At 74.0% G+C, this 19,292-nt stretch carries 15 protein-coding genes and 1 tRNA gene; 6 read left to right on the forward strand and 10 right to left on the reverse strand.

Annotated elements, in window-relative coordinates:
- Positions 1-75: 75 nt before the first annotated feature.
- Complete coding sequence (locus OG550_RS25825) at positions 76-651, reverse strand: GNAT family N-acetyltransferase (RefSeq protein ID WP_327681374.1); 576 nt, start codon at positions 649-651, stop codon at positions 76-78.
- Between the two features lie 133 nt (positions 652-784).
- Here OG550_RS25825 and OG550_RS25830 point away from each other — a divergent pair, with 133 nt between their 5' ends.
- Entirely contained in the window at positions 785-1,453 is a 669-nt protein-coding gene (locus OG550_RS25830; RefSeq protein ID WP_327681376.1) for a TetR/AcrR family transcriptional regulator, read from the forward strand.
- Between the two features lie 259 nt (positions 1,454-1,712).
- Here the strand turns inward: OG550_RS25830 and OG550_RS25835 are convergent.
- A tRNA-Arg gene (locus OG550_RS25835) sits at positions 1,713-1,785 on the reverse strand.
- 645 nt (positions 1,786-2,430) lie between these two features.
- On the opposite strand from OG550_RS25835, the gene OG550_RS25840 reads away from it, so the two are divergent.
- The 5 genes from OG550_RS25840 (at position 2,431) to OG550_RS25860 (ending at position 8,042) form a co-directional block, all read left to right on the forward strand.
- Positions 2,431-2,964, forward strand: a complete 534-nt coding sequence (locus OG550_RS25840) for a single-stranded DNA-binding protein (RefSeq protein ID WP_327681378.1) — start codon at positions 2,431-2,433, stop codon at positions 2,962-2,964.
- 361 nt (positions 2,965-3,325) lie between these two features.
- A complete protein-coding gene (locus OG550_RS25845; protein ID WP_327681380.1) occupies positions 3,326-4,825 on the forward strand; it encodes a Cys-Gln thioester bond-forming surface protein in 1,500 nt (499 codons plus the stop codon).
- 255 nt (positions 4,826-5,080) lie between these two features.
- Entirely contained in the window at positions 5,081-6,745 is a 1,665-nt protein-coding gene (gene ettA, locus OG550_RS25850) for an energy-dependent translational throttle protein EttA (protein WP_327681382.1), read from the forward strand.
- 110 nt (positions 6,746-6,855) lie between these two features.
- A complete protein-coding gene (locus tag OG550_RS25855) occupies positions 6,856-7,299 on the forward strand; it encodes an acyl-CoA thioesterase (RefSeq protein WP_327681384.1) in 444 nt (147 codons plus the stop codon).
- A gap of 47 nt (positions 7,300-7,346) precedes the next feature.
- On the forward strand, positions 7,347-8,042 hold the full coding sequence (locus OG550_RS25860; RefSeq protein ID WP_327681386.1) for a hypothetical protein: 696 nt from the start codon (positions 7,347-7,349) through the stop codon (positions 8,040-8,042).
- A 65-nt stretch (positions 8,043-8,107) separates the two neighbouring features.
- Here OG550_RS25860 and OG550_RS25865 read toward each other — a convergent pair whose 3' ends face one another.
- The 8 genes from OG550_RS25865 to OG550_RS25900 form a co-directional block, all read right to left on the reverse strand.
- Positions 8,108-8,512 carry a globin gene (locus OG550_RS25865; RefSeq protein ID WP_327681389.1) on the reverse strand — a complete coding sequence of 135 codons (405 nt, stop codon included), beginning with the start codon at positions 8,510-8,512 and terminating at the stop codon, positions 8,108-8,110.
- Between the two features lie 96 nt (positions 8,513-8,608).
- Entirely contained in the window at positions 8,609-9,784 is a 1,176-nt protein-coding gene (locus OG550_RS25870; RefSeq protein ID WP_327681391.1) for an ABC transporter permease, read from the reverse strand.
- Positions 9,781-10,698 carry an ABC transporter ATP-binding protein gene (locus OG550_RS25875; RefSeq protein ID WP_327681393.1) on the reverse strand — a complete coding sequence of 306 codons (918 nt, stop codon included), beginning with the start codon at positions 10,696-10,698 and terminating at the stop codon, positions 9,781-9,783. The genes OG550_RS25870 and OG550_RS25875 overlap by 4 nt, the downstream gene beginning before the upstream one ends.
- A 183-nt stretch (positions 10,699-10,881) precedes the next feature.
- Positions 10,882-12,147, reverse strand: a complete 1,266-nt coding sequence (locus tag OG550_RS25880) for an FHA domain-containing protein (protein WP_327681395.1) — start codon at positions 12,145-12,147, stop codon at positions 10,882-10,884.
- 73 nt (positions 12,148-12,220) lie between these two features.
- Complete coding sequence (locus OG550_RS25885; protein WP_327681397.1) at positions 12,221-13,579, reverse strand: vWA domain-containing protein; 1,359 nt, start codon at positions 13,577-13,579, stop codon at positions 12,221-12,223.
- Positions 13,580-13,765: 186 nt separating this feature from the next.
- Positions 13,766-15,160, reverse strand: coding sequence for a PP2C family protein-serine/threonine phosphatase (locus tag OG550_RS25890; RefSeq protein ID WP_327681399.1), 1,395 nt, complete (start codon positions 15,158-15,160; stop codon positions 13,766-13,768).
- Positions 15,161-15,163: 3 nt separating this feature from the next.
- Positions 15,164-17,854, reverse strand: a complete 2,691-nt coding sequence (locus OG550_RS25895; RefSeq protein WP_327681401.1) for a serine/threonine-protein kinase — start codon at positions 17,852-17,854, stop codon at positions 15,164-15,166.
- A gap of 5 nt (positions 17,855-17,859) precedes the next feature.
- Positions 17,860-19,227 (reverse strand): hypothetical protein, encoded by a 1,368-nt coding sequence (locus OG550_RS25900; protein WP_327681402.1) that lies wholly within the window; start codon positions 19,225-19,227, stop codon positions 17,860-17,862.
- Between the last annotated feature and the right edge of the window lie 65 nt (positions 19,228-19,292).

The following is a 19,292-nucleotide window of genomic DNA, read 5'->3' on the forward strand; positions in this document are numbered from 1 at the left end:
AGCGGGCCGGGGGCGCGCGTCCGGTCCGGGAGGTCCGGGCCGGCCCGTCGGCCGGCCCGGGCGCCGCCGGCGGGGTCAGGACGCCGCGGTGGCCCCGGACGCGCCGGTTCCGGGCTTCCACTCGTGGGTGAGCATCGACCAGACCTCGCCGTCGTGGTGGACGCCCTGGTGCAGGTAGGACTCCCGCATGACGCCCTCCAGCGTGAAGCCCAGCCGCTGGGCGACCGCCCGGCTGCGCAGGTTGTCGGGCCGGTTGTGCCACTCGATCCGGTGCATGCCCCGGGTGGTGAAGGCGTAGTCGACCAGGAGCCGGACGGCGGTGCTGATCAGCCCCCGGCCCTCGGCGGCCGGTTCGGTCCAGACGCCGATCTCGCAGGTGCCGGTCTTGGAGTCCCACTGCACGAACATCACGCCGCCGACCAGCGTGCCGTCCAGCCAGATCCCGAACAGCCGGGCCGAGTCGGCGGCCTGCCGGTCGGCGTAGCGCTGCAGGACGGTGCGGGCCGATTCGAGGTCCGTGGCGAGGGCGGCCCAGCCGATCCACCGGTCGATGTGGGCGCGGCCGCGCTCGATGTGGGCCAGGTACTCGGGGGCCTGCCACGGCTCCAGCGGGCGGAGCACGGCGTTCTCGGCGAGGGGGATGGCGAACATGGGCGGGCCTTTCGCGGCGCGTGGGGCGGACGTGGTGCGGACGTGTGGGGCGGGGCGCGGTGGTGCCGGTCGTTCGTGTCGGTGTTCGTGCTGAGTCCATACATAACAAACGTTTGGTACGTAAGATAGCCCCATGACGCCGGCCCGTGGAGATCATGAAGCCCGCCGCACCGAGGTCTCGCAGGCCGTGTGGCGGGTACTGTCCACGCGCGGTTTCGAGGGGCTCACGCTGCGTGCGGTGGCCGCCGAGATGGGCTCCAGCACCGGGCTGCTCACCCACTACTTCCCGAGCAAGAAGGCCCTGGTCGCGCACGCGCTGGACGTCCTGGAGCGGCGTTCGGGCGCGCGGCCGCGGCGCACCGCGCCGACCGACGGCAGTCCGCCGCCGACCGAGGGCCTGGCCCGGCTGCGGGCGGCGCTGCTCGACATCCTGCCGCTGGACGCGGCCGCGACGGCGGGCAACCGGATCTGGGTCGGCTCCTGGGACGTCGCGCTGGCCGATCCGGACCTGGCCGCCGCGCACGCGGCGCGGTACGGGCGGGCCCGTACCGTGCTGGCGGAGCACGTCGAGGCCGCGCAGCGGCGCGGGGAGCTGTCCCCGGAGGTGCCGGCGGCGCAGCTCGCGGCGGGGGCGCAGGCCTTCGCGCTGGGGCTGGTGGTGCAGTCGCTCTTCGCCCCGGGGGAGTTCCCGGCGGAGCGGCAGGTGGAGCTGCTGGACGCCTACCTGGTGGGGCTGGTGGCCGCGGCGGGTGGTGCCGGTCCGGACGGTGCGCCGGGTGCGGCCGTGGGCGCCGGGGGCTGAGCGGCGGTCGGGGCGGACGGTGCGGCCGGTGCGGACGGGCCGGGGCCGACCCGTCGGGGCGGACGGCCGGGCGGCGGAAGGTTCGAAAACGGGCATTCCGCCGGGCGCGGATTGCCGTTGTCCCTTTTCGCGGCGCTTTTGTGCGCGGTCATGACACGGATGGTCACGGGTTATGCGCTGTGGGTGCCCGGCATTCGCCGCGGCGGGGGGCGTGATGACAGGTCCGCCGTCTGCGCGGCCTGCGGGGAAAACGGTGTTGCGCCCCCAGCAGGATTCGAACCTGCGACCTACCGCTTAGAAGGCGGGTGCTCTATCCGCTGAGCTATGGGGGCGGGACGGGCGGCGCCCGGATGGGCGTGACCGTTGCCGGGATCGGACGGTGGGCGCCAGGCGCCCGCTGTCCGTCCCCGTACCTGAGGGTGGGGTGTGGGGGTAGGCGGGCCCTTGCCCTGTCGGGGACAGGATAAGGGTGTCCAGAACCTCGGCCGGTTGTTACGACACCGCCGTTGGTGTGTCGGCCTCGGTGGAGCGGTCCGATAATCGCAGGTGAAGGCCGTGAGTGCAGCGGTCTGGCGGTGTTCCGCGCCGGACGTTGTGCACTCGTTACGGGGCTGTCTCCCCACCCGTTATGGATTCGGCACGGAGAAAGCGCCGCCGTCGAGGCCGGTCCCGGTGCGGGTGGGGGGCCGCATTCGGGTTCGCCCGGTCGGATGACGTGCGCGGACGGTCGGCCGCCCGCCCGCGGGGGCGTGCCGGACCCGGGCCCGACCGGGGCGTTTGTTGTCATGGACCCGCAGATCCGGAGTCGGATGGTCGCACAAAGGCTGAAATTCACCCCTGCGAGTGACAGCGGTTTTCCACAGGCCCGAGTTGTCCACAGGATTTCCGATCCCCCTCGCGCGAATTTCCCGGGAAGCGCACTCTCGGCACGCACCGGTCGATTCCGTACGGTGCAACCGAGAGGACGGAGCGTGGCTGTGAACGAGACCCTCGTGACGGTGATCGGGAATGTCGCCACCGATGTGAGCTACACCCGGACGGCCGGCGGGGTGCCGGTCGCGACCTTCCGGCTGGCCTCGACCGAGCGCCGGTACGACCGGGCCGGGGAGGCCTGGGTGGACGGCGAGACGCAGTGGGTGACGGTGACGGCCTGGCGGACGCTGGCGGGTCACCTGGTCGACTCGCTGGCGAAGGGGCACCCGGTGGTGGTGAGCGGGCGGCTGAGGGTGCGGGAGTGGACGGAGGGGGAGGCCCGGCGCAGCAGGGTCGAGATCGACGCCCGGTCGGTCGGGCACGACCTGAGTCGCGGCACGGCGGTGTTCAGCTGGGCGTCGGGGGTCCGGGGCGGGTCGGCGGGCGGCGCCGGCTCGGCGGGGGAGGGGGCCGACGGGGGCGCGGGGGAGGCGGTGCCGGGGTGGATCGTGGACGCCCTGAGGGTGCGGCAGGCCTCGGCCGCGGAGGCGGTGGGTGTCGGCGAGGTGCCGGGGGAGGGGATCGGAGGTGGCGGCTAGTGGGTCTCCGGGTGGTGCCGGGGCGCCTGGACTGTCGACAAATATGTTGATCGAGAAGGTTGTTGGGATCGTGTGTGCAATCTCGTTCCGGTTAACGGAAAGATCCTCACTTTCTGGCAGATCGTCAGCTTGTGTGGATACTGAGAGCGTTGATAACGATACAGATACGGTATCGTCCTAATTTCGCATGGGGGTTTCAGGGCTCCTGGGGCTCAATAGGATTCGTCTGGTTCACATCGTGAAGCAGCGCCACAGGGGGCGCGGCAAGCAAGGCGGGCTGCCCATCGGCAAGGCCCGGCCCCGGAGGGATCCCAGGATGTTCAAGAGGCAGGGGCGGAGTCTTCCGCGCATAACCACTGTCATGCTCACGACCAGCGCTGCGCTGGGCGGGGGCCTGTTCGCGGCCGGTGCGGCGGCTGCGGCCGACGCGCCGGGCGGCGGTGTCACGGCAGTGGTCCAGCCGACCATGATGAGCGAGGAGATCGCCATCGAGGGGGGCCACTCGGTCCAGGGCGGGCTGTTCACCCTCAAGACGGCCGACGGCGAGATCAAGACGTACTGCATCGACATCGACCACCCGGTCGACATCACCAAGGCGATCGAGTACCGCGAGTCCGACTGGAAGTCGAGCTCCCTCGGCCGCCCGGAGAAGGCCCAGGACGCCTCCAAGATCCGCTGGATCCTGGAGAACTCCTACCCGCAGGTCACGGACCTCAAGAAGCTGGCCGCCGACGCGGGCGTCAAGGGCGAGCTCACCAAGGAGGACGCCGCCGCCGGCACCCAGGCCGCGATCTGGAAGTTCTCCGACGGCAAGAACGCCGTCCCGGTGGACGCCGAGGCCAAGCAGCTCCGCGACTACCTGGTCAGCGAGAAGAACAAGGGCATCGCCGCCGAGCCCAAGCCCTCGCTGAGCCTCACCCCGGACTCCGTGTCGGGCAAGCCGGGCACCAAGCTCGGCCCGTTCACCGTCAACTCCAGCGCCAACGAGGTGAAGCTGGCGCTCGCCGGCGACTCCGCCGACAAGGTCAAGCTGGTCGACAAGGACAACAAGCCGGTCTCCGACCTGGCCGGTCCGATCGCCAAGGACACCCAGCTGTGGCTGGACGTCCCGGCCGGCACCCCGGACGGCACCGCCACCATCGACGCCGCCGCGGAGACCGTCGTGCCGAGCGGCCGCGTCTTCCTCAGCAAGGGCTACACCGCGGAGAAGCACAGCCAGACCATGATCCTGGCGGGCTCCACCAAGCTCAGCGTCAAGGACGCCGCCAAGGCGACCTGGAAGGCCGCCAAGGGCCCGCTGGTCGACAGTACCGCCGTGGTCGAGTGCGTCGCCAACGGCGTCAAGGTCTCCGTCGCCAACGGCGGCGACGAGGCGGCCACCGTCTCGGTGAAGCCGGGCAAGGACCTCACCGTCCAGCCGGGCAAGATCGAGACCGTCGTCGTCCCGGTCGCCGAGGACACCGCCTACGACATCACGGTGACCGGCCCGAACGGCTTCACCAAGAACTTCAAGGGCATCCTGGACTGCAAGACGGCCAGCGGCGCCACCCCGACCCCGACGCCGAGCGCCACCCCGACGACCAAGCCGTCGACCCCGGCGCCGACCACCCCGGCCCCGACCGCCACCGCGTCGGTCACCCCGAGCGCCACCGCCACCCCGTCGGCGTCCGCCAGCACCACGGCCGCCCCGGCCCCGGTGGCCACCAGCTCGGCCCCCGGCACCACCGGCGGCCTGGCCGCCACCGGCGGTAACGACGCCACCCCGGTCATCGCCGCCGTCGCCGGCGGTCTGGTCGTGGCCGGCGGTGCCGCGGTCTTCCTGCTGCGCCGTCGCGGCCGCCACGGTGGCACCGCCGCCTGAGGCAGCCGCCTCAGCGACCGGAGCGACCGGAGCGCCCACTGAGGCGCCGAGGCACTGACGACGGCCCGGCCCCCCGCACCACGTGTGCGGGGGGCCGGGCCGTTCCGCGCGGGAGTTCCGAAGGGGAGCAGGCGGGCGGGGAGCCCGTCCGGATACCCCACCGGGGCACAGCGGGCGGTTCTGGGCTCCCGGTCGGGTGCGGCACAATGGAAGGCTGCAAGCCGAATACTCCCGACGACGCCGGAGCGATCTCACGTGGCGGAATACATCTACACGATGCGCAAGGTGCGCAAGGCGCACGGCGACAAGGTCATCCTTGACGACGTGACGCTCAGCTTCCTCCCCGGGGCGAAGATCGGCGTCGTGGGCCCCAACGGCGCGGGCAAGTCCACCGTGCTGAAGATGATGGCCGGCCTGGAGCAGCCCTCCAACGGCGACGCCTTCATCTCGCCCGGGTACACCGTCGGCATGCTGCTCCAGGAGCCGCCGCTCGACGAGACCAAGACCGTCCTGGAGAACGTCGAGGACGGCGTCAAGGAGATCAAGGGGAAGCTCGACCGCTTCAACGAGATCGCCGAGCTGATGGCCACCGACTACTCGGACGCCCTGCTCGACGAGATGGGCAAGCTCCAGGAGGAGCTGGACCACGCCAACGCGTGGGACCTGGAGGCCCAGCTGGAGCAGGCCATGGACGCGCTGGGCTGCCCGCCCGGCGACTGGGCGGTCACCAAGCTCTCCGGTGGCGAGAAGCGCCGCGTCGCGCTCTGCAAGCTGCTGCTGGAGGCGCCCGACCTGCTGCTCCTCGACGAGCCCACCAACCACCTGGACGCCGAGTCGGTGAACTGGCTGGAGCAGCACCTGGCCAAGTACGCGGGCACCGTCGTCGCGGTCACCCACGACCGGTACTTCCTGGACAACGTGGCCGGCTGGATCCTGGAGCTCGACCGCGGCCGCGCCATCGGCTACGAGGGCAACTACTCCACCTACCTGGAGTCCAAGCAGTCGCGGCTCAAGGTCGAGGGCCAGAAGGACGCCAAGCGCGCCAAGCGGCTCAAGGAGGAGCTGGAGTGGGTCCGCTCCAACGCCAAGGGCCGCCAGGCGAAGTCCAAGGCGCGTCTGGCCCGCTACGAGGAGATGGCCGCCGAGGCCGACAAGATGCGGAAGCTGGACTTCGAGGAGATCCAGATCCCGCCGGGCCCGCGTCTGGGCAGCGTCGTCATCGAGGTGGAGAACCTCAACAAGGCCTTCGGTGAGAAGGTCCTGATCGACGACCTCAGCTTCACCCTGCCGCGCAACGGCATCGTCGGCATCATCGGCCCGAACGGCGCCGGCAAGACCACCCTGTTCAAGATGCTCCAGGACATGGAGACCCCGGACAGCGGCTCGGTCAAGGTCGGCGAGACGGTCAAGATCAGCTACGTCGACCAGAGCCGCGCCAACATCGACCCGAAGAAGACGCTCTGGGAGGTCGTCTCCGACGGCCTCGACTGGATCAACGTCGGCCAGGTCGAGATGCCGTCCCGCGCCTACGTCTCGGCGTTCGGCTTCAAGGGCCCGGACCAGCAGAAGCCGGCCGGCGTGCTCTCCGGCGGTGAGCGCAACCGCCTCAACCTGGCGCTCACCCTGAAGCAGGGCGGCAACCTGCTGCTCCTCGACGAGCCGACCAACGACCTCGACGTCGAGACCCTCTCCTCGCTGGAGAACGCGCTGCTGGAGTTCCCCGGCTGCGCCGTGGTCATCTCCCACGACCGCTGGTTCCTGGACCGGGTCGCCACCCACATCCTCGCCTACGAGGGCGAGAGCAAGTGGTTCTGGTTCGAGGGCAACTTCGAGTCGTACGAGAAGAACAAGATCGAGCGGCTGGGCGCCGACGCGGCCCGTCCGCACCGGGCCACCTACAAGAAGCTGACCCGAGGCTGACACCCAACCGTCACAACGGCCCGGCAGACTCGCCCCCGAGGGCGGCCTGCCGGGCCGCGGCCCACCGGCACCAACGCCCGGCGGGTCACCGGACGTCGAGGAGAACACCCGTGGCACGCCACATCTACGCCTGTCCGCTGCGCTGGTCCGACATGGACGCCTTCGGGCACGTCAACAACGTGGTCTTCCTGCGCTACCTGGAGGAGGCCCGGATCGACTTCATGTTCACCCAGGCCGCCGCGGCCGGTGCGGGGGAGTTCGCGGGCGGTTCGGTGGTGGCCCGCCACGAGATCGACTACAAGCGTCCGCTGGTGCACCGGCCCGAGCCGGTCACCGTCGAGACCTGGGTGACCAGGATCGGCGTCGCCTCCCTGACGGTCTCCTACGAGATCAAGGACACCGCCGAGGACGGCACCGAGACGGTGTACGTCCGGGCGTCCACCGTGGTCGTCCCCTACGACCTGGCGGAGGCCCGGCCGCGCCGGATAAGCCCGGTCGAGCGGGGCTTCCTGGAGCGTTTCCTGGACGGGGAGCCGGTCGCCGCCGCGGTCTGAGCGGACCCGCAGCACCCCCGCCCCGCAACCGGATGTGAGCTGAAGCGTTGATCAGTACCGCCCCCCTCGCCCTCGCCGACACCGGGGAGGCCGCCGACCTGGCCGCCTTCCTGGTCCGCCTGCTGCGCTTCGACAAGGCGGCGGCGGTCCGGTTGCAGGGGGTGCCGCGGTCCGGGTCCGGCGACGGCGTGCTGGCCGTCTTCGGGCGGCTGCCGCTGGGCGGTTCGGGCGCGCTGGCGGTGCGGACGGTCCGGCTGCTGGCCGGGCTCGGCGGGCCGGTCGACCTGACCGTCTCGGCCGGGCAGCTCCTGGACGGCGTCGACGGGGAGGCCAACACCGTCACCCTGCCCGCCCCGGTCACCGGCCCGGCCTGGGCCGGCCTGCTGCCGCCGCGGACCGGCTGGCGGCCGGCGGGTGAGCCGCCGGTGGCCCGGGTGTACCCCGAACTGATGGCCGCCGTGCGGGAGTTCCGGGAGCGCAGCGAGGCCGTCCCGGCCCATCACCGGACCCGTGCGGTCCTGGACGCGCTGGCCGACGAGATCTGGTCCCGCCCGGTCTCGGCGCTGCCCGAACTGCCGCTGCGCGCCGCCCACGCGGCCTACGTGATCGGCTTCCTCACCCCGGCCGCCCCGCTCACCGTGCACCGGGCCGGCGGCTGGCTGCGGCTGAGCGCCCCGGCCGGGTCGGTGGCGGTGCGGACGGCGGCCGCGCCCGGCGCGGGGCTGGGGCTCAGCCCGCTCTGACGCGGGCCCCTCCGGGGACCGGCCCCTCCGGGTACCGGCGCCGCAGGGCCCGGGCGTCCGCCGGGTCAGCCCTCGGTGTTGACCATCGAGGCGGCGGCGTAGGTGAGGTAGTCCCAGAGCTGGCGCTCGGCGTCGGCGGGCAGGGCCAGTTCGTCGACGGCCACCCGCATGTGCCTGAGCCAGGCGTCGTGCGCCGCGCGGTCCACCCGGAACGGCACGTGGCGCATCCGCAGCCGGGGGTGGCCGCGCTGCTCGCTGTAGGTGCGCGGGCCGCCCCAGTACTGCATCAGGAACAGCGTGAACCGCTCCTCGGCCGGGCCGAGGTCCTCCTCGGGGTACATCGGCCGCAGCAACTCGTCCTCGGCGACGCCCTGGTAGAACCGGTGGACCAGCCGCCGGAAGGTCGGTTCGCCGCCGACCTGCTCGAAGAAGGTCTCCTCGCTGAGCGTGCCACGCCGGATCTCTTTCACCCGACCATGGTCGCAGACGACGGCGGGGCCGTACACCGGGACCTGGGGACCAGGTCCGGAGGTGTACGACCCCGTGGCCGCGGAGGCCGCGCCGGGTCAGTCCTCCCAGCGGAAGAGCTTCCAGGAGATGGCGGTGAACACGGCGGCGAAGGCCAGCAGCCCGCCCATGGCCGGCAGCGCGTCCGTCACGCCGCCGCCCCGGGAGAGCACCGACTGGGCGGCGGTGACCAGGTGCTTGAGCGGCATGGCCTCGGAGATCGCCTTCAGCCAGCCCGGCATGTCGTCGGTCGGGAAGAAGGAGCCGGACAGGAACGACATCGGCAGCACGATGATCTGCGAGAGGCCGTTGGCGGCCTCCTCGGTCTTCGCGATCGAGCCGGCCAGCAGGCCGATCGACATGAAGGCGACGGTCGCGCAGACCACCAGCGGGATGACCAGCCACCAGTCGCCGGTGAGCTGGAGGCCGAAGAACGGCGTGGTCGCGACGACCAGGAAGATCGCGGTCTGGGCCAGCGCCGTCAGCACCGACACGGCGATCCGGGAGGCCACGATCGACCCGGCGCTCACCGGGGCCAGCCGCAGCCGGCGCAGCACCTTCTTCTGCCGCCAGCCGACCAGGGTCAGCGAGGCGCTGAACACCGCGCCGGTGGCCACCGCCCAGCCGAGCAGGCCGGGGGTCAGGAACTGGATCGGCTTCAGCGCCTCGTCCTCGACCCTGCTCGCGTCCATGGTGAACGCCGGGGGCTTGCCGGACGCGGCCTGGTTGGCCTGCTGGACCACGGAGTTGACGATGCCCTGGACCGAGCCGGCGCGGACCTGGTCGGCGGCGCTGTAGCGCACCACGACCCTGCCGTCCGGGCCCTCCTTGATCATCGCGTCCAGGTCGCCCTTGCGGACCTTCTCCAGCGCGGCGGCCTCGTCGTCGCCGCGGGTGATGGTGAGGACCTGCTCCAGCCCGGCCCGGCCCTCGCCCTGCACCGCGTCCAGGACCTTGACCGCGCCGACCTGTTCCACCTTGGCGTGCGGGCTGGAGGCGCCCTTCAGCAGGGTGCCGAACAGCAGCAGGAACATCAGCGGGAAGAGCATCACGAAGAACAGCGCGGTGCGGTCGCGGAGGAACGCGACCACCATCACCCGCGAGAGGCTCGCGAAGGCGGAGACCCGCTCGCGCCCGGGCGGGTCGCCGGCCCCGTCCGGTCCGGCGGGCGCGCCCGCCGGGGTGGTGGTCCGCTGGCCGGGGACGGCGGCGGACCCGGTGCGTTCGGCGCTCATGCGCGGTACTCCCGTCCGGTGAGCTGGAGGAAGACGTCCTCCAGGGTGGCGCCGCGGACCTCCAGGCCGCGCAGCGCGTTGCGCTCGGCCAGGACGGCGAGCACCGGGGCCGGCAGCCGGGTGGACAGCGAGAGCGAGACGCCGTCGTCCTCCAGCGAGGTGATCTCCGCCCCGGCGGCGGTGAACAGTTCGCGTGCGGTGTCCAGGGCCAGCTGGCCGGACTCCACGGTGATCCGCACGCTGTCGTCGATCTCGCGGACCAGGATGGCCGGGGCGCCGGTGCGCAGGATCCGGCCGCGGTCCATCACCGAGACGCGGTCGCAGAGCACCTCGGCCTCGTCCAGGTAGTGGGTGGTCAGGACGACGGTGCGGCCCTCGGCGTTGATGTCCCGCAGGAGGTCCCAGAGGTTGCGGCGGGCCTGCGGGTCGAGGCCGGTGGTGGGCTCGTCGAGGAAGACCAGCTCCGGGCCGTGGACCAGGGCGCAGGCGATCGAGAGGCGCTGTGCCTGGCCGCCGGACATCTTGTCGGTCATGACACCGGCGGACTCGGTCAGGCCGACCCGCTCCAGCATCGCGTCGGCGCGCTTGGGGCCGACGCCGTAGAAGGAGCCGAAGGTGCGGATGGTCTCACGGGCCGTCAGCTTGTTGAAGAACGCCGAGGCCTGGAACTGCACGCCGATGCGCGGCAGCAGCTTCGGGTTGCGCGGCCAGGGCGCCATCCCGAGCAGTTCGACCCGTCCTTCGTCGGGCTTGCGGATCCCCTCCAGGATCTCCATGGTGGTGGTCTTCCCGGCACCGTTCGGGCCCAGGATTCCGTAGAATTCGCCGGCCTCGACGGTGAGCGACACCCCGTCGACGGCCTGCACGTCCCCGTACCGCTGACGGATTCCGTCGGCGGATATAGCAGCAGTCATGGGCAGTGAGCGTACGGGCGCCGGGGGGTCTTGGGCAGGGCCTGGCACGCGATTTGATGATCATTTTTACAACGATGTCGATCACCCCGGTGGAACGGACGGTGAGGTCCGTTCCACCGGGGCGGCGAGGTCCGTGCCGGCGGGGCGGTCGGGCGGCCGCGGCGGGGGCGGGCCCGGCGGGGCTCAGGCGCGGTGCAGGGTGATCGTGGTCCAGGCGCCGATGTGCACCCGGTCGCCGTCGTTCAGCGGGATCGCGGTGTGCGGGGCGATCGGCTCGCCGCCGCCGTTCACCGTGGTGCCGTTGGTGGAGTCCTGGTCGACCAGCACCCAGCTGCCGTCCGCCTGTTCGGCGAGCAGGGCGTGCTGGTGCGAGGCGCCCGGGTCCTCCGGCGGCACCGAGAGGTCGATCTCCGGCACGGTGCCGCGGTGCTGGCTGCGCCGGCCGATCCGCAGCTGGCCGCGCCCGGTGAGCGGGATCCGGCGCTCGGGGCAGTACGGCGGGAAGAACAGGCCGGCCGCCTCGGGGCCGCTGCGGGCCATCATGTCGGTGAAGTAGTCGCGGTCGGCCGCGACCACCGCGAACCAGGTGCTCCGGACCGGCTCGGGGGCCGGTGCCTGGGTCTGCTGGGCCGGCGGGGGCATCGGCGGGGCGAGGTGGAACGAGGTGCCGAACTCGTCGCCGCGCCGGGTCGGACCGGGCTGGGCGTAGACCGGCCCGGAGTCCTCGCGCGGCGGGGCGCCCGGGTGCGGGGCCTCCCGGTACGGGGCTTCCTGGTACGGCGCCGCCTCCTGGTAGGGAGCCTCCTGGTACGGGGCTTCCTGGTACGGGGCTTCCTGGTAGGGCGCCGCCGCCTCCTGGTACGGGGCCTCCTGGTACGGGGCGGCCGGGTAGCCGGGTGCCTCCTGGTAGGGCGCCGCCGGGTAGCCGGGCGCCTCCTGGTAGGGCGGGCCGGCGTGGACGGGGGCGGGCCCCTCCGGTCCCCCGTGCGCGGGCGGCGGGTAGCCGTAGCCGGAGGGCGGACCGGGCTGCGGCGGGGCCGCGGGGGGCTGCGGCGCACCGCCGTACGCCGCGGGGATGTTCAGCGGCGCGGGCGGCGGGGGCGGGGCCTGGGCGGGGACGCCGAAGGGCTGCTGGGGGCGCTGCGGTGCCGAGAGGTCGTAGTCGTACCCGCACTCCTCGCAGAACCGGCCGGTCTGCGGGCTGCGGCAGATCGGGCAGACCACGAGGCCCTCGGTGAGGTCCGGGAAGCCCTGCGGGTTCGGCGGCGGCGTCGGAGCGCCGTACGGCGCTCCGGGCGCACCGTGGCCGCCGTGCGCCCCCGGGCCCCCGGGCGCGCCGGGGAGTGTGCCGGGCGGCGGCGGTACGGGCTGCGGCGGCGTCATCGGAAAGCCGCAGAAGTCGCACCAGTCCTCGGCCTGCGACTCGTGGCCCCTCGGGCAGATCGGCATCAGGTCCCCCCTCAATTCCCAACAAGCCGGGGCAGTGTCCGACCGGGCTGCGGCCCGGTCGGCTCTTCGGCGGTCACTTCTTCACACGGACGGTTTTGGTCGACCGGGTCTCAAGGGTCATCGAGTCGGCCTCGCTCACGTTCTTACGGAACCGAACGGTACCCTCCTTCGGGTCCACCACGTCGACCACCTTCTGCAGCAGTTTGAAGGTGCCCTCGTTGCCGGTCGCGTGGGCGATCCGGACGGCGGCGCCGAGCTTCGAGGTCGCCCGGTCGACGTCCCCGGCCCGGTGCGCCTCCAGGCCCTCCTGGATGGACGAGGCCAGCTCGGCCTGCCCGGTGTAGTGGGCGACCTGCGGGCTGATCCGGGTCGACGAGGCGAGGTCGTCGGTCCAGAAGGCCCTGACCAGGCCCTGCGACAGCACCTCGGGCGTCCCCCCGGCGACCGACGGCGGCAGGACCAGGCTGATCCGCGCGGCGAGCATCTCGTTGCCGACGGAGGCGGCCGGGACCTCCACGCAGACGTGGTAGTCGCGGCTCTCGTCCCCCCACGAGCCGGTCGGGTAGTCGCCGGCCCGCGGCCCGGCGTCGGCCCGGCGGGCGGTGAGGTCCTCGACCGCGGGGGCGACCTGCTTGACGAACCTGACCACCGCGTTGGCGGGCGTCCAGATCCGCAGCGCGACGTCGGCGACCTGCTTGCCCATCGCGCCGGCCATCATCGAGCGGAAGTCCTCGGCCAGGCCGGAGGGCTCCGCGACGATGTCGACGGTGCCGAGCAGTGCGGAGGAGATCCTGCGCAGCTCGTCGACCCGCCAGTCGGTGCCGACGCCGCGGCAGTCGGCGGTGAAGTGGCCGCTGACCCTCTCGATGGCGCGCTCCAGGTCGGCGGCGGTCTCGTGCTCGTTGTTGCCGTCGGTGAGCAGGATGGCGTGCCGGATGGCGATGTCGCGGCGGGTCAGGAAGAGCTGGTCGGCCTTGGCCAGCCAGGTGCCCATGGCGGTGCCGCCGGCCGCGGTGAGCCGGCGCAGCGACTCCTTGGCCTGGGCCCGGGTGCCGTCCGAGGCGATGGCGAGGGTGCCGTCGCCGGGGAAGACGTCGCGGGCCTCGTGGGTGCCGGCGACCACGGCGAAGGCGACGCCGTCGCGGACGGTGTCGATGGCGGCGGCGGTGGCCTCGCGGGCGCCGCGCAGCTTGCTGGCCGGGTAGTCCATCGAACCGGAGCAGTCCACCAGGATCACCACGGCGGCGGACTGCGCGTCGGCGCCGCCCGGTCCGGCGTCGGCGAGGCCGAGCGGGCGGCCGCCCGAGGTGCCGCCACCGGTCGCGGTGACGGTGACGATGGCGTTCACCTCCCGGGCGCCGTCCGCGAGGAACTCGTTCTGGAAGATCTCCACGTCGAACCTGGGCAGGTTCGGCTTAGCCAGTGTTGCCATGGGCCGGTGGCTCCCGTCGGATGGTCGGATGGTGCGAGCGGTCGGTGGGCGGACAGCGGTGGCGCGGTGGCGCTGCGCTGCGGGCGGTGCACGGTCCGGGTGGTTCGCGGTGCGGGCGGTGCGCGGTGCGGCCGGCGGAACGGCGGGCAGCCGGGACGGCGGGCCCGCCGTCCCGGCCGCCCGGTGTCAGCGCGGGGGCTGGGCCGGGGGCCGGGTCGGGCGCGGCGGGACGGCCGGCGGCTGCGGGGGCAGGGGCGGTGCCGGGGGCAGCGGGGCGGCGGCGGAGCCGATCACCGGGATGTCCGGCAGGGTCGGTTCGTAGTCCTCGTCGTCCGCGCCGGCCGGTGCGGTCCCGGCCGCGGTGATCACCGGGAGGTCCAGCGCGGTCGCGGTGCGGCCGTCCTCGTCGTCCGCGGCCCCCGCCACCGCCGCGGGCGGCGGGTCGATCGGCAGGACCGCGACGGTGATGTTGTCGTGCCCGCCGGCCGCGACGGCGAACTTCACCAGGGTCTGGGCGGCCGCGAGCGGTTCGGTCCGGGCGTCCGGGCGGACGTAGTAGGCGAGGTCGGTGGCGGCCTCGGCGTAGTTCCAGAGCCCGTCGGTGCAGATCAGCAGCACGCCGGGGACGTGCGGGGTGAAGTCGAGGGTGTGCGGGACGACCTCCTCGGCGTCGGCGCCGAGCCAGCCGGTGATGGCGTGCGCGCGCGGGTCCGCGTAGGCCTCGGCCTCGCCCATCAGCCCGGCCTCGACCATCCGGGCGGCCCAGGAGTCGTCCTGGGTGAGCCGGAACGGCTCGGCGGAGACCCGGTCGTCCGGGATCCAGTACGCGCGGGTGTCGCCGACCCAGCCGATGGTGACCCGGCCGCCGGTCGCGATCGCGCTGACGTAGGTGCAGGCGGGCGCGTTGACGTCGGGCCTGAGCGGCTTGGTGCCGTCGGTGGCCAGGAGGGCGACGGCGGACGCCGCGTCGGCGATCGCCGCGCGCATGGCCGCGGTGGGCTCGCGCCCGGCCTCCAGCGAGCTGAGCAGGGACTCGGAGGCGGCGTCCACGGCGGTCTCGGACGCCTGGTCCGGCCGGTCGGAGGAGGACACGCCGTCGCAGACGACGGCCACCACGACCGGTTCGCCGCCGGGCAGCGAGGTGGCGGCGACGGTGAAGGAGTCCTCGTTGCGGTGGTGCCGGACGCCCCGGTCGCTGACCCCGGCGACGCCGCCGAGCGACTTCTCCATGTGGTCGCGCGGGCGGGGCTGGGCGCGGCCGCAGGCCTCGCAGTAGCCGTCGCCGGTGACCTGCTGGAGCCCGCAGTGCGCGCAGGCCGGTCCGCCGTGCGCGCCCGGGGCGGTCTGGGCGCCCGGTGCTCCCGGGGCGGTCTGGGCGCCCTGGGCGTTCTGCGCCGGGACGGTGGGGGTGTCGGGCAGGGTCGGCGGGTGCTCCCCGTCACCGCCCCGGGCGGCCGACCAGCTGGGCGGCATCGCGCCGGGGGCGGGCCGGCCGTCCCGGTTCGCCCCGCAGGACCCGCAGAAGACGTCCTCCGGGTCCATCGGCTCGGCACAGCTCTGGCACACGGTCTGCTGTGGCATCTGTTACACCCACGTCCTGGGGCGGGCGCGGTTGGCCCGCTCCACCATCTCGATCCTGTTCTCGGCCCGGTCGGCCAACCGGGCGAGCACCCGGTATGACTGCTCCAGGGCGAACCGCAGTTCCCGTTCCACCGCGGGCCGTCCCAGCACGCTGACCTCGCCGGTCGTCCGGCCGACGCCGGTCTCGCCGGGGGACCCGGCGGTGACCCAGCCGAGCGCGGCGCCGAGCACCTCGACGGCGAGCTCCTCGCGGCGGCGGTCGTCCAGGCGCAGCGCGGTCAGCTGCTCGGAGCTCGCGCCGAGGTCGGCGCCGAGCGGGTCGGTGGCGGGCCGCTCGCGCAGCCGGGCCCGGACGGCGGCGATCCGGGCGGCGGTGTACTGGCTGGAGGTGGCCGGCACGGACTCCAGGACGGCGACGGCGCCGGCCCGGTCCTCGTCGGCGAGCCGGACCCGGGCCAGCCCGAAGGCGGCGCTCAGGTAGCTCTGGTCGGTGCTCCACACCAGGCGGTAGAACTCGGCCGCGTCGCCGCCGTCGCCGAGGAGCTCGGCGCAGGCGGCGAGGGCCAGCTTGGGGGCGGCCTCGCCGGGGAAGGCGTCGTAGACGGCGTCGAAGGCCTCGGCGGCGGCGCGCAGCGCCTCCTCGTCGGGGGCGTCGCCGGGGGTGGCGGGGACGGCGGAGACCAGGGAGGTCAGGCCGCGGTACCAGACCACCCGCCAGTCGTCGGGGTACTGCCGGTCGAGTTCGGCGAGCGCCTCGGCGGCCCGCTCGTGCCGGCCGAGTTCGAGGACGGCGCGCAGTTCGCGCAGCCGGCGTTCGGCGGAGTCGGCGGGTGCGCCGTCGAGGGCGGCGAGCGCCTCCCGCGGGTCGGCGGCGAGCAGGGTGGCGAGGAAGCCGGCGTTGGGGTCGGCCGGGTCGACCCGGGGGACGGGCAGGGCGAGGGAGGCGGCGGCCGGGTCGAGCGCGGTCAGCCGCAGTTGGCCGGGCCGGACGGTGGGGGCGACCAGTTCGTTGTCCACCACGCGCAGTTCGGGGCCGAAGAGGGTGGAGGGCGCGGGCCGGGCGCGGCCGTCCTGGAGGGCGAGCACCTCGCGGAGCACGCCGGTGAGCTGGTCGGCCATCTCCTCGGCGGAGGAGAACCGGCGGGCCGGGTCCGGGTCGGTGGCGCGGACCAGGAAGCGGTAGTAGGACTCGTACGCGGCGAAGACCGGCACGGACTCCGGGCCGGGCAGGGTCTCCCGGTAGGTGGTGGAGTAGCCCTGGAAGTCGAAGCTGAGCACCGCGAGGGTGCGGGCCACCGTGTAGAGGTCGGAGGCGGGGGAGGGGCCGTCGGTGGCGATCTCCGGGGCCTGGTAGCCGATGGTGCCGTAGATCGGGCCGTCGTCGTCGAGGCGGCGGACGGCGCCCATGTCGATGATCTTGAGCGTGTCGCCGCTCTGGATCACGTTGTCGATCTTGAAGTCGCAGTAGATCAGCCCGCGGGCGTGCAGGTAGCCCAGCGCGGGCAGCGCCTCCAGCGCGTACGCGATGGCCTGCTCGACCGGCAGCGGCTCGCGCCGGCCGTCCGGGGTGCGGCGCCCGTTGGCGATGTCCTTGAGCGACTTGCCGCCGACGTACTCCATCACGATGTAGCCGTCGGTCGCACCGGTGCGCAGGTCCGGGTGCTCGGCGAAGTTGATGATGCGCACGATGTTCGGGTGGTCCACCTCGGCGAGGAAGCGGCGCTCGGCCACCGCGACCGCCAGCGCGTCCTCGTCGCCGGTGTCCAGCAGGCCCTTGAGCACCACCCACTTGTCGCTGACCCGCCGGTCCACCGCCAGGTAGATCCAGCCGAGCCCGCCGTGCGCGAGGCAGCCCACCACCTCGTACTGGCCGCCGACCAGGTCGCCCCGGCGCAGCTTCGGCGTGAACGAGTACGGGGTGCCGCACTTGGTGCAGAACCCCTCCGGGCGGCCGGGCGTCCCGTTGCGCTCGCGGCCCACCGGGGTGTCGCACTTGGAGCAGAACCGCTTGCGCTCCGGGACCTCCGGGTTCTCCAGCACCGCCTGCGCCGGGTCGGCCGCGGTGACGGTCGGCACCGTCACCAGGCCGGCGCCCAGCCGGTGGCGGGTGCCGACGGTGCCGCTGCCCCGGCTGCTGCGCACCGAGACGGAGCGGCCGGAGCCGGTCCGGGTGGAGCGGTGCGAGCGGGAGCGGCCGGACAGCGAGCGCGACGAGCCGGTGCGGGAGGAGCCGGTGCGCGACGATCCGGTGTCCGGGTCGAGGGCCACGTGCGCGGTGGCGGGGTACGCGGTGGACCGCGAGGCGGGGGCCTCGGGCGGGGTGAGGCCGCACTCGTCGCAGTAGCCGTCCGCGTCGATCGTGCCGGAGCAGGAGCGCGGGCACGGCAGGCCCGGGCCCGCCGGTGCCGGCTGCCGGGCGGGGGGCACCCAGACCTGCCCGGTGCCCGCGCCGGTGGCCGCGGCGGCTCCGGTGCCGGCGGCCTGCCCGGTGCCCGTTCCCGCGGCCGGTCCGGACCCGGCCGGTCCGGACCCGGTCGGTCCGGACCCGGTCGGTCCGGACGCGGTCCGCCCGGACGCGGTCTTCGCGGAGACGGAGGAGGCGCCCGCCGGGGCGAGCCCGCACTCGTCGCAGTAGCCGTCGGCGTCGATCGTCCCGGTGCCGGTGCACCCGGTCCGTACGCAGGTCTCGCCCATCACCCTCAGCCCCCCAGTCCCTGTCCCTGTGCTGCCTGTCCGTCGACCGGCTCCCCGCCGGCCGCCGCCTGTGCCGCCTCGCCCTGCGGGGGCCGCAGCGACTGCTGGAACCGGGCCACCGCGGCGGCCGCCGCCCGCAGGTCGCACGGCGCGCTCCAGAGCAGCCAGCGCGCCTTCTCGTACCGCTCCACGACTTCCGGGTCCTCGGCCACCCGCAGCCGGGCCGCCATCGCCTTGTACGCGTCCAGGCGCCCGCGCAGCTCGGCCCGGACGGCCAGCGGCTGGGTCACCTCGGTGAGCGACTGCCGGGCCCGGGCCAGCTCCTTGGCGGCCGCGTCCTCCAGCGCGTCCAGCAGCGGCGCCAGCCGGTACCACTGCCCGTTCTGGCGCAGCTCCAGCGCCACCACGATCCGTTCGCGCAGCGCCGAGGCCGGTCCGGGGACGGCCGGCACCTCGGTCGCGGCGATCTTCGCCAGCACCTCGCCGCGCGCCCGGCGGGCCTCCGCCAGCGTGGCGTCGGCCCGCTGCAGGAGGTCCCCGACGCCCTGGAGGCGCTCCTCGGCGTCGTCGCGCAGCCGCAGGAGGTTCTCCAGCTCCAGCCGGACGCCGTCCAGCGCCCGCCCGGCCCGGTCGAAGCGCTCGGTGTCCACCACCCCGGAGGGCGAGGCCAGCGCGCCGCCGTCCGGGACCGTCCCGCGCTGGGCGGGGACCCTGGCCGGCCGCCACAGCGCCAGCGGGTCGCCGCGCACCTCGGTCCGGAGCCCGGTCAGGTCGGCGTCCAGCCCCACCAGGTCGTCGCCGAGCGGGTGGGCGCCGGCGTGCACGCCGAGCGAACCGGCCAGGGTCTGCACCCGGCGCAGCTCGGCGAGCAGCAGGTCGATCCGGGCGGGCAGCGCCGTCCAGACCGCGTCCGCCGCGGAGACCACCTCCAGCACGGTGGCGTACCAGGCGTTCATCCGGCTCATCAGCCCGTCCAGGCTGACCCGCTCGACCAGCCGGGCGGGTGCGCCGAGCAGCTGCGGGCCGTCCGGCGCGCCGCCCGGGACGGTCACCGCGTCGCCCGTCAGCAGCTCGCTCAGCTCGGCGAGTTCGGGTCCGCCCGGCCTGGCCTTGCGGGCCCGCACCGCGCGGGCCGAGGCGAGCGCCTCGGAGTAGCGGTCGAACAGCGCCCAGAGCATCGGCAGGCCCTGCCCGACGACGGCCCAGCGCTCCTGCGTGCGCCCGGTCAGCGCGGCGCCGTCGAGCAGGCGCAGGCCGGGGTGGTCCTGGAGGGAGAGCAGCGCGGACTCGACCGCGTCGCGCTCCGCGCCGAGGCGCGCCAGCGCGCGGTCCACCTCCTCCCGGCTCAGCACCGGGCCAGCAGAAGCCGCCAACGCCCTCTCTCCTCCTTCGCCTGTTCCGTCGTCCGGTGCTCCCCGCCCGCGCGCCCCGCGGGGCC

It is taken from the genome of Kitasatospora sp. NBC_00458, from assembly GCF_036013975.1.
Lineage (GTDB): Bacteria > Actinomycetota > Actinomycetes > Streptomycetales > Streptomycetaceae > Kitasatospora.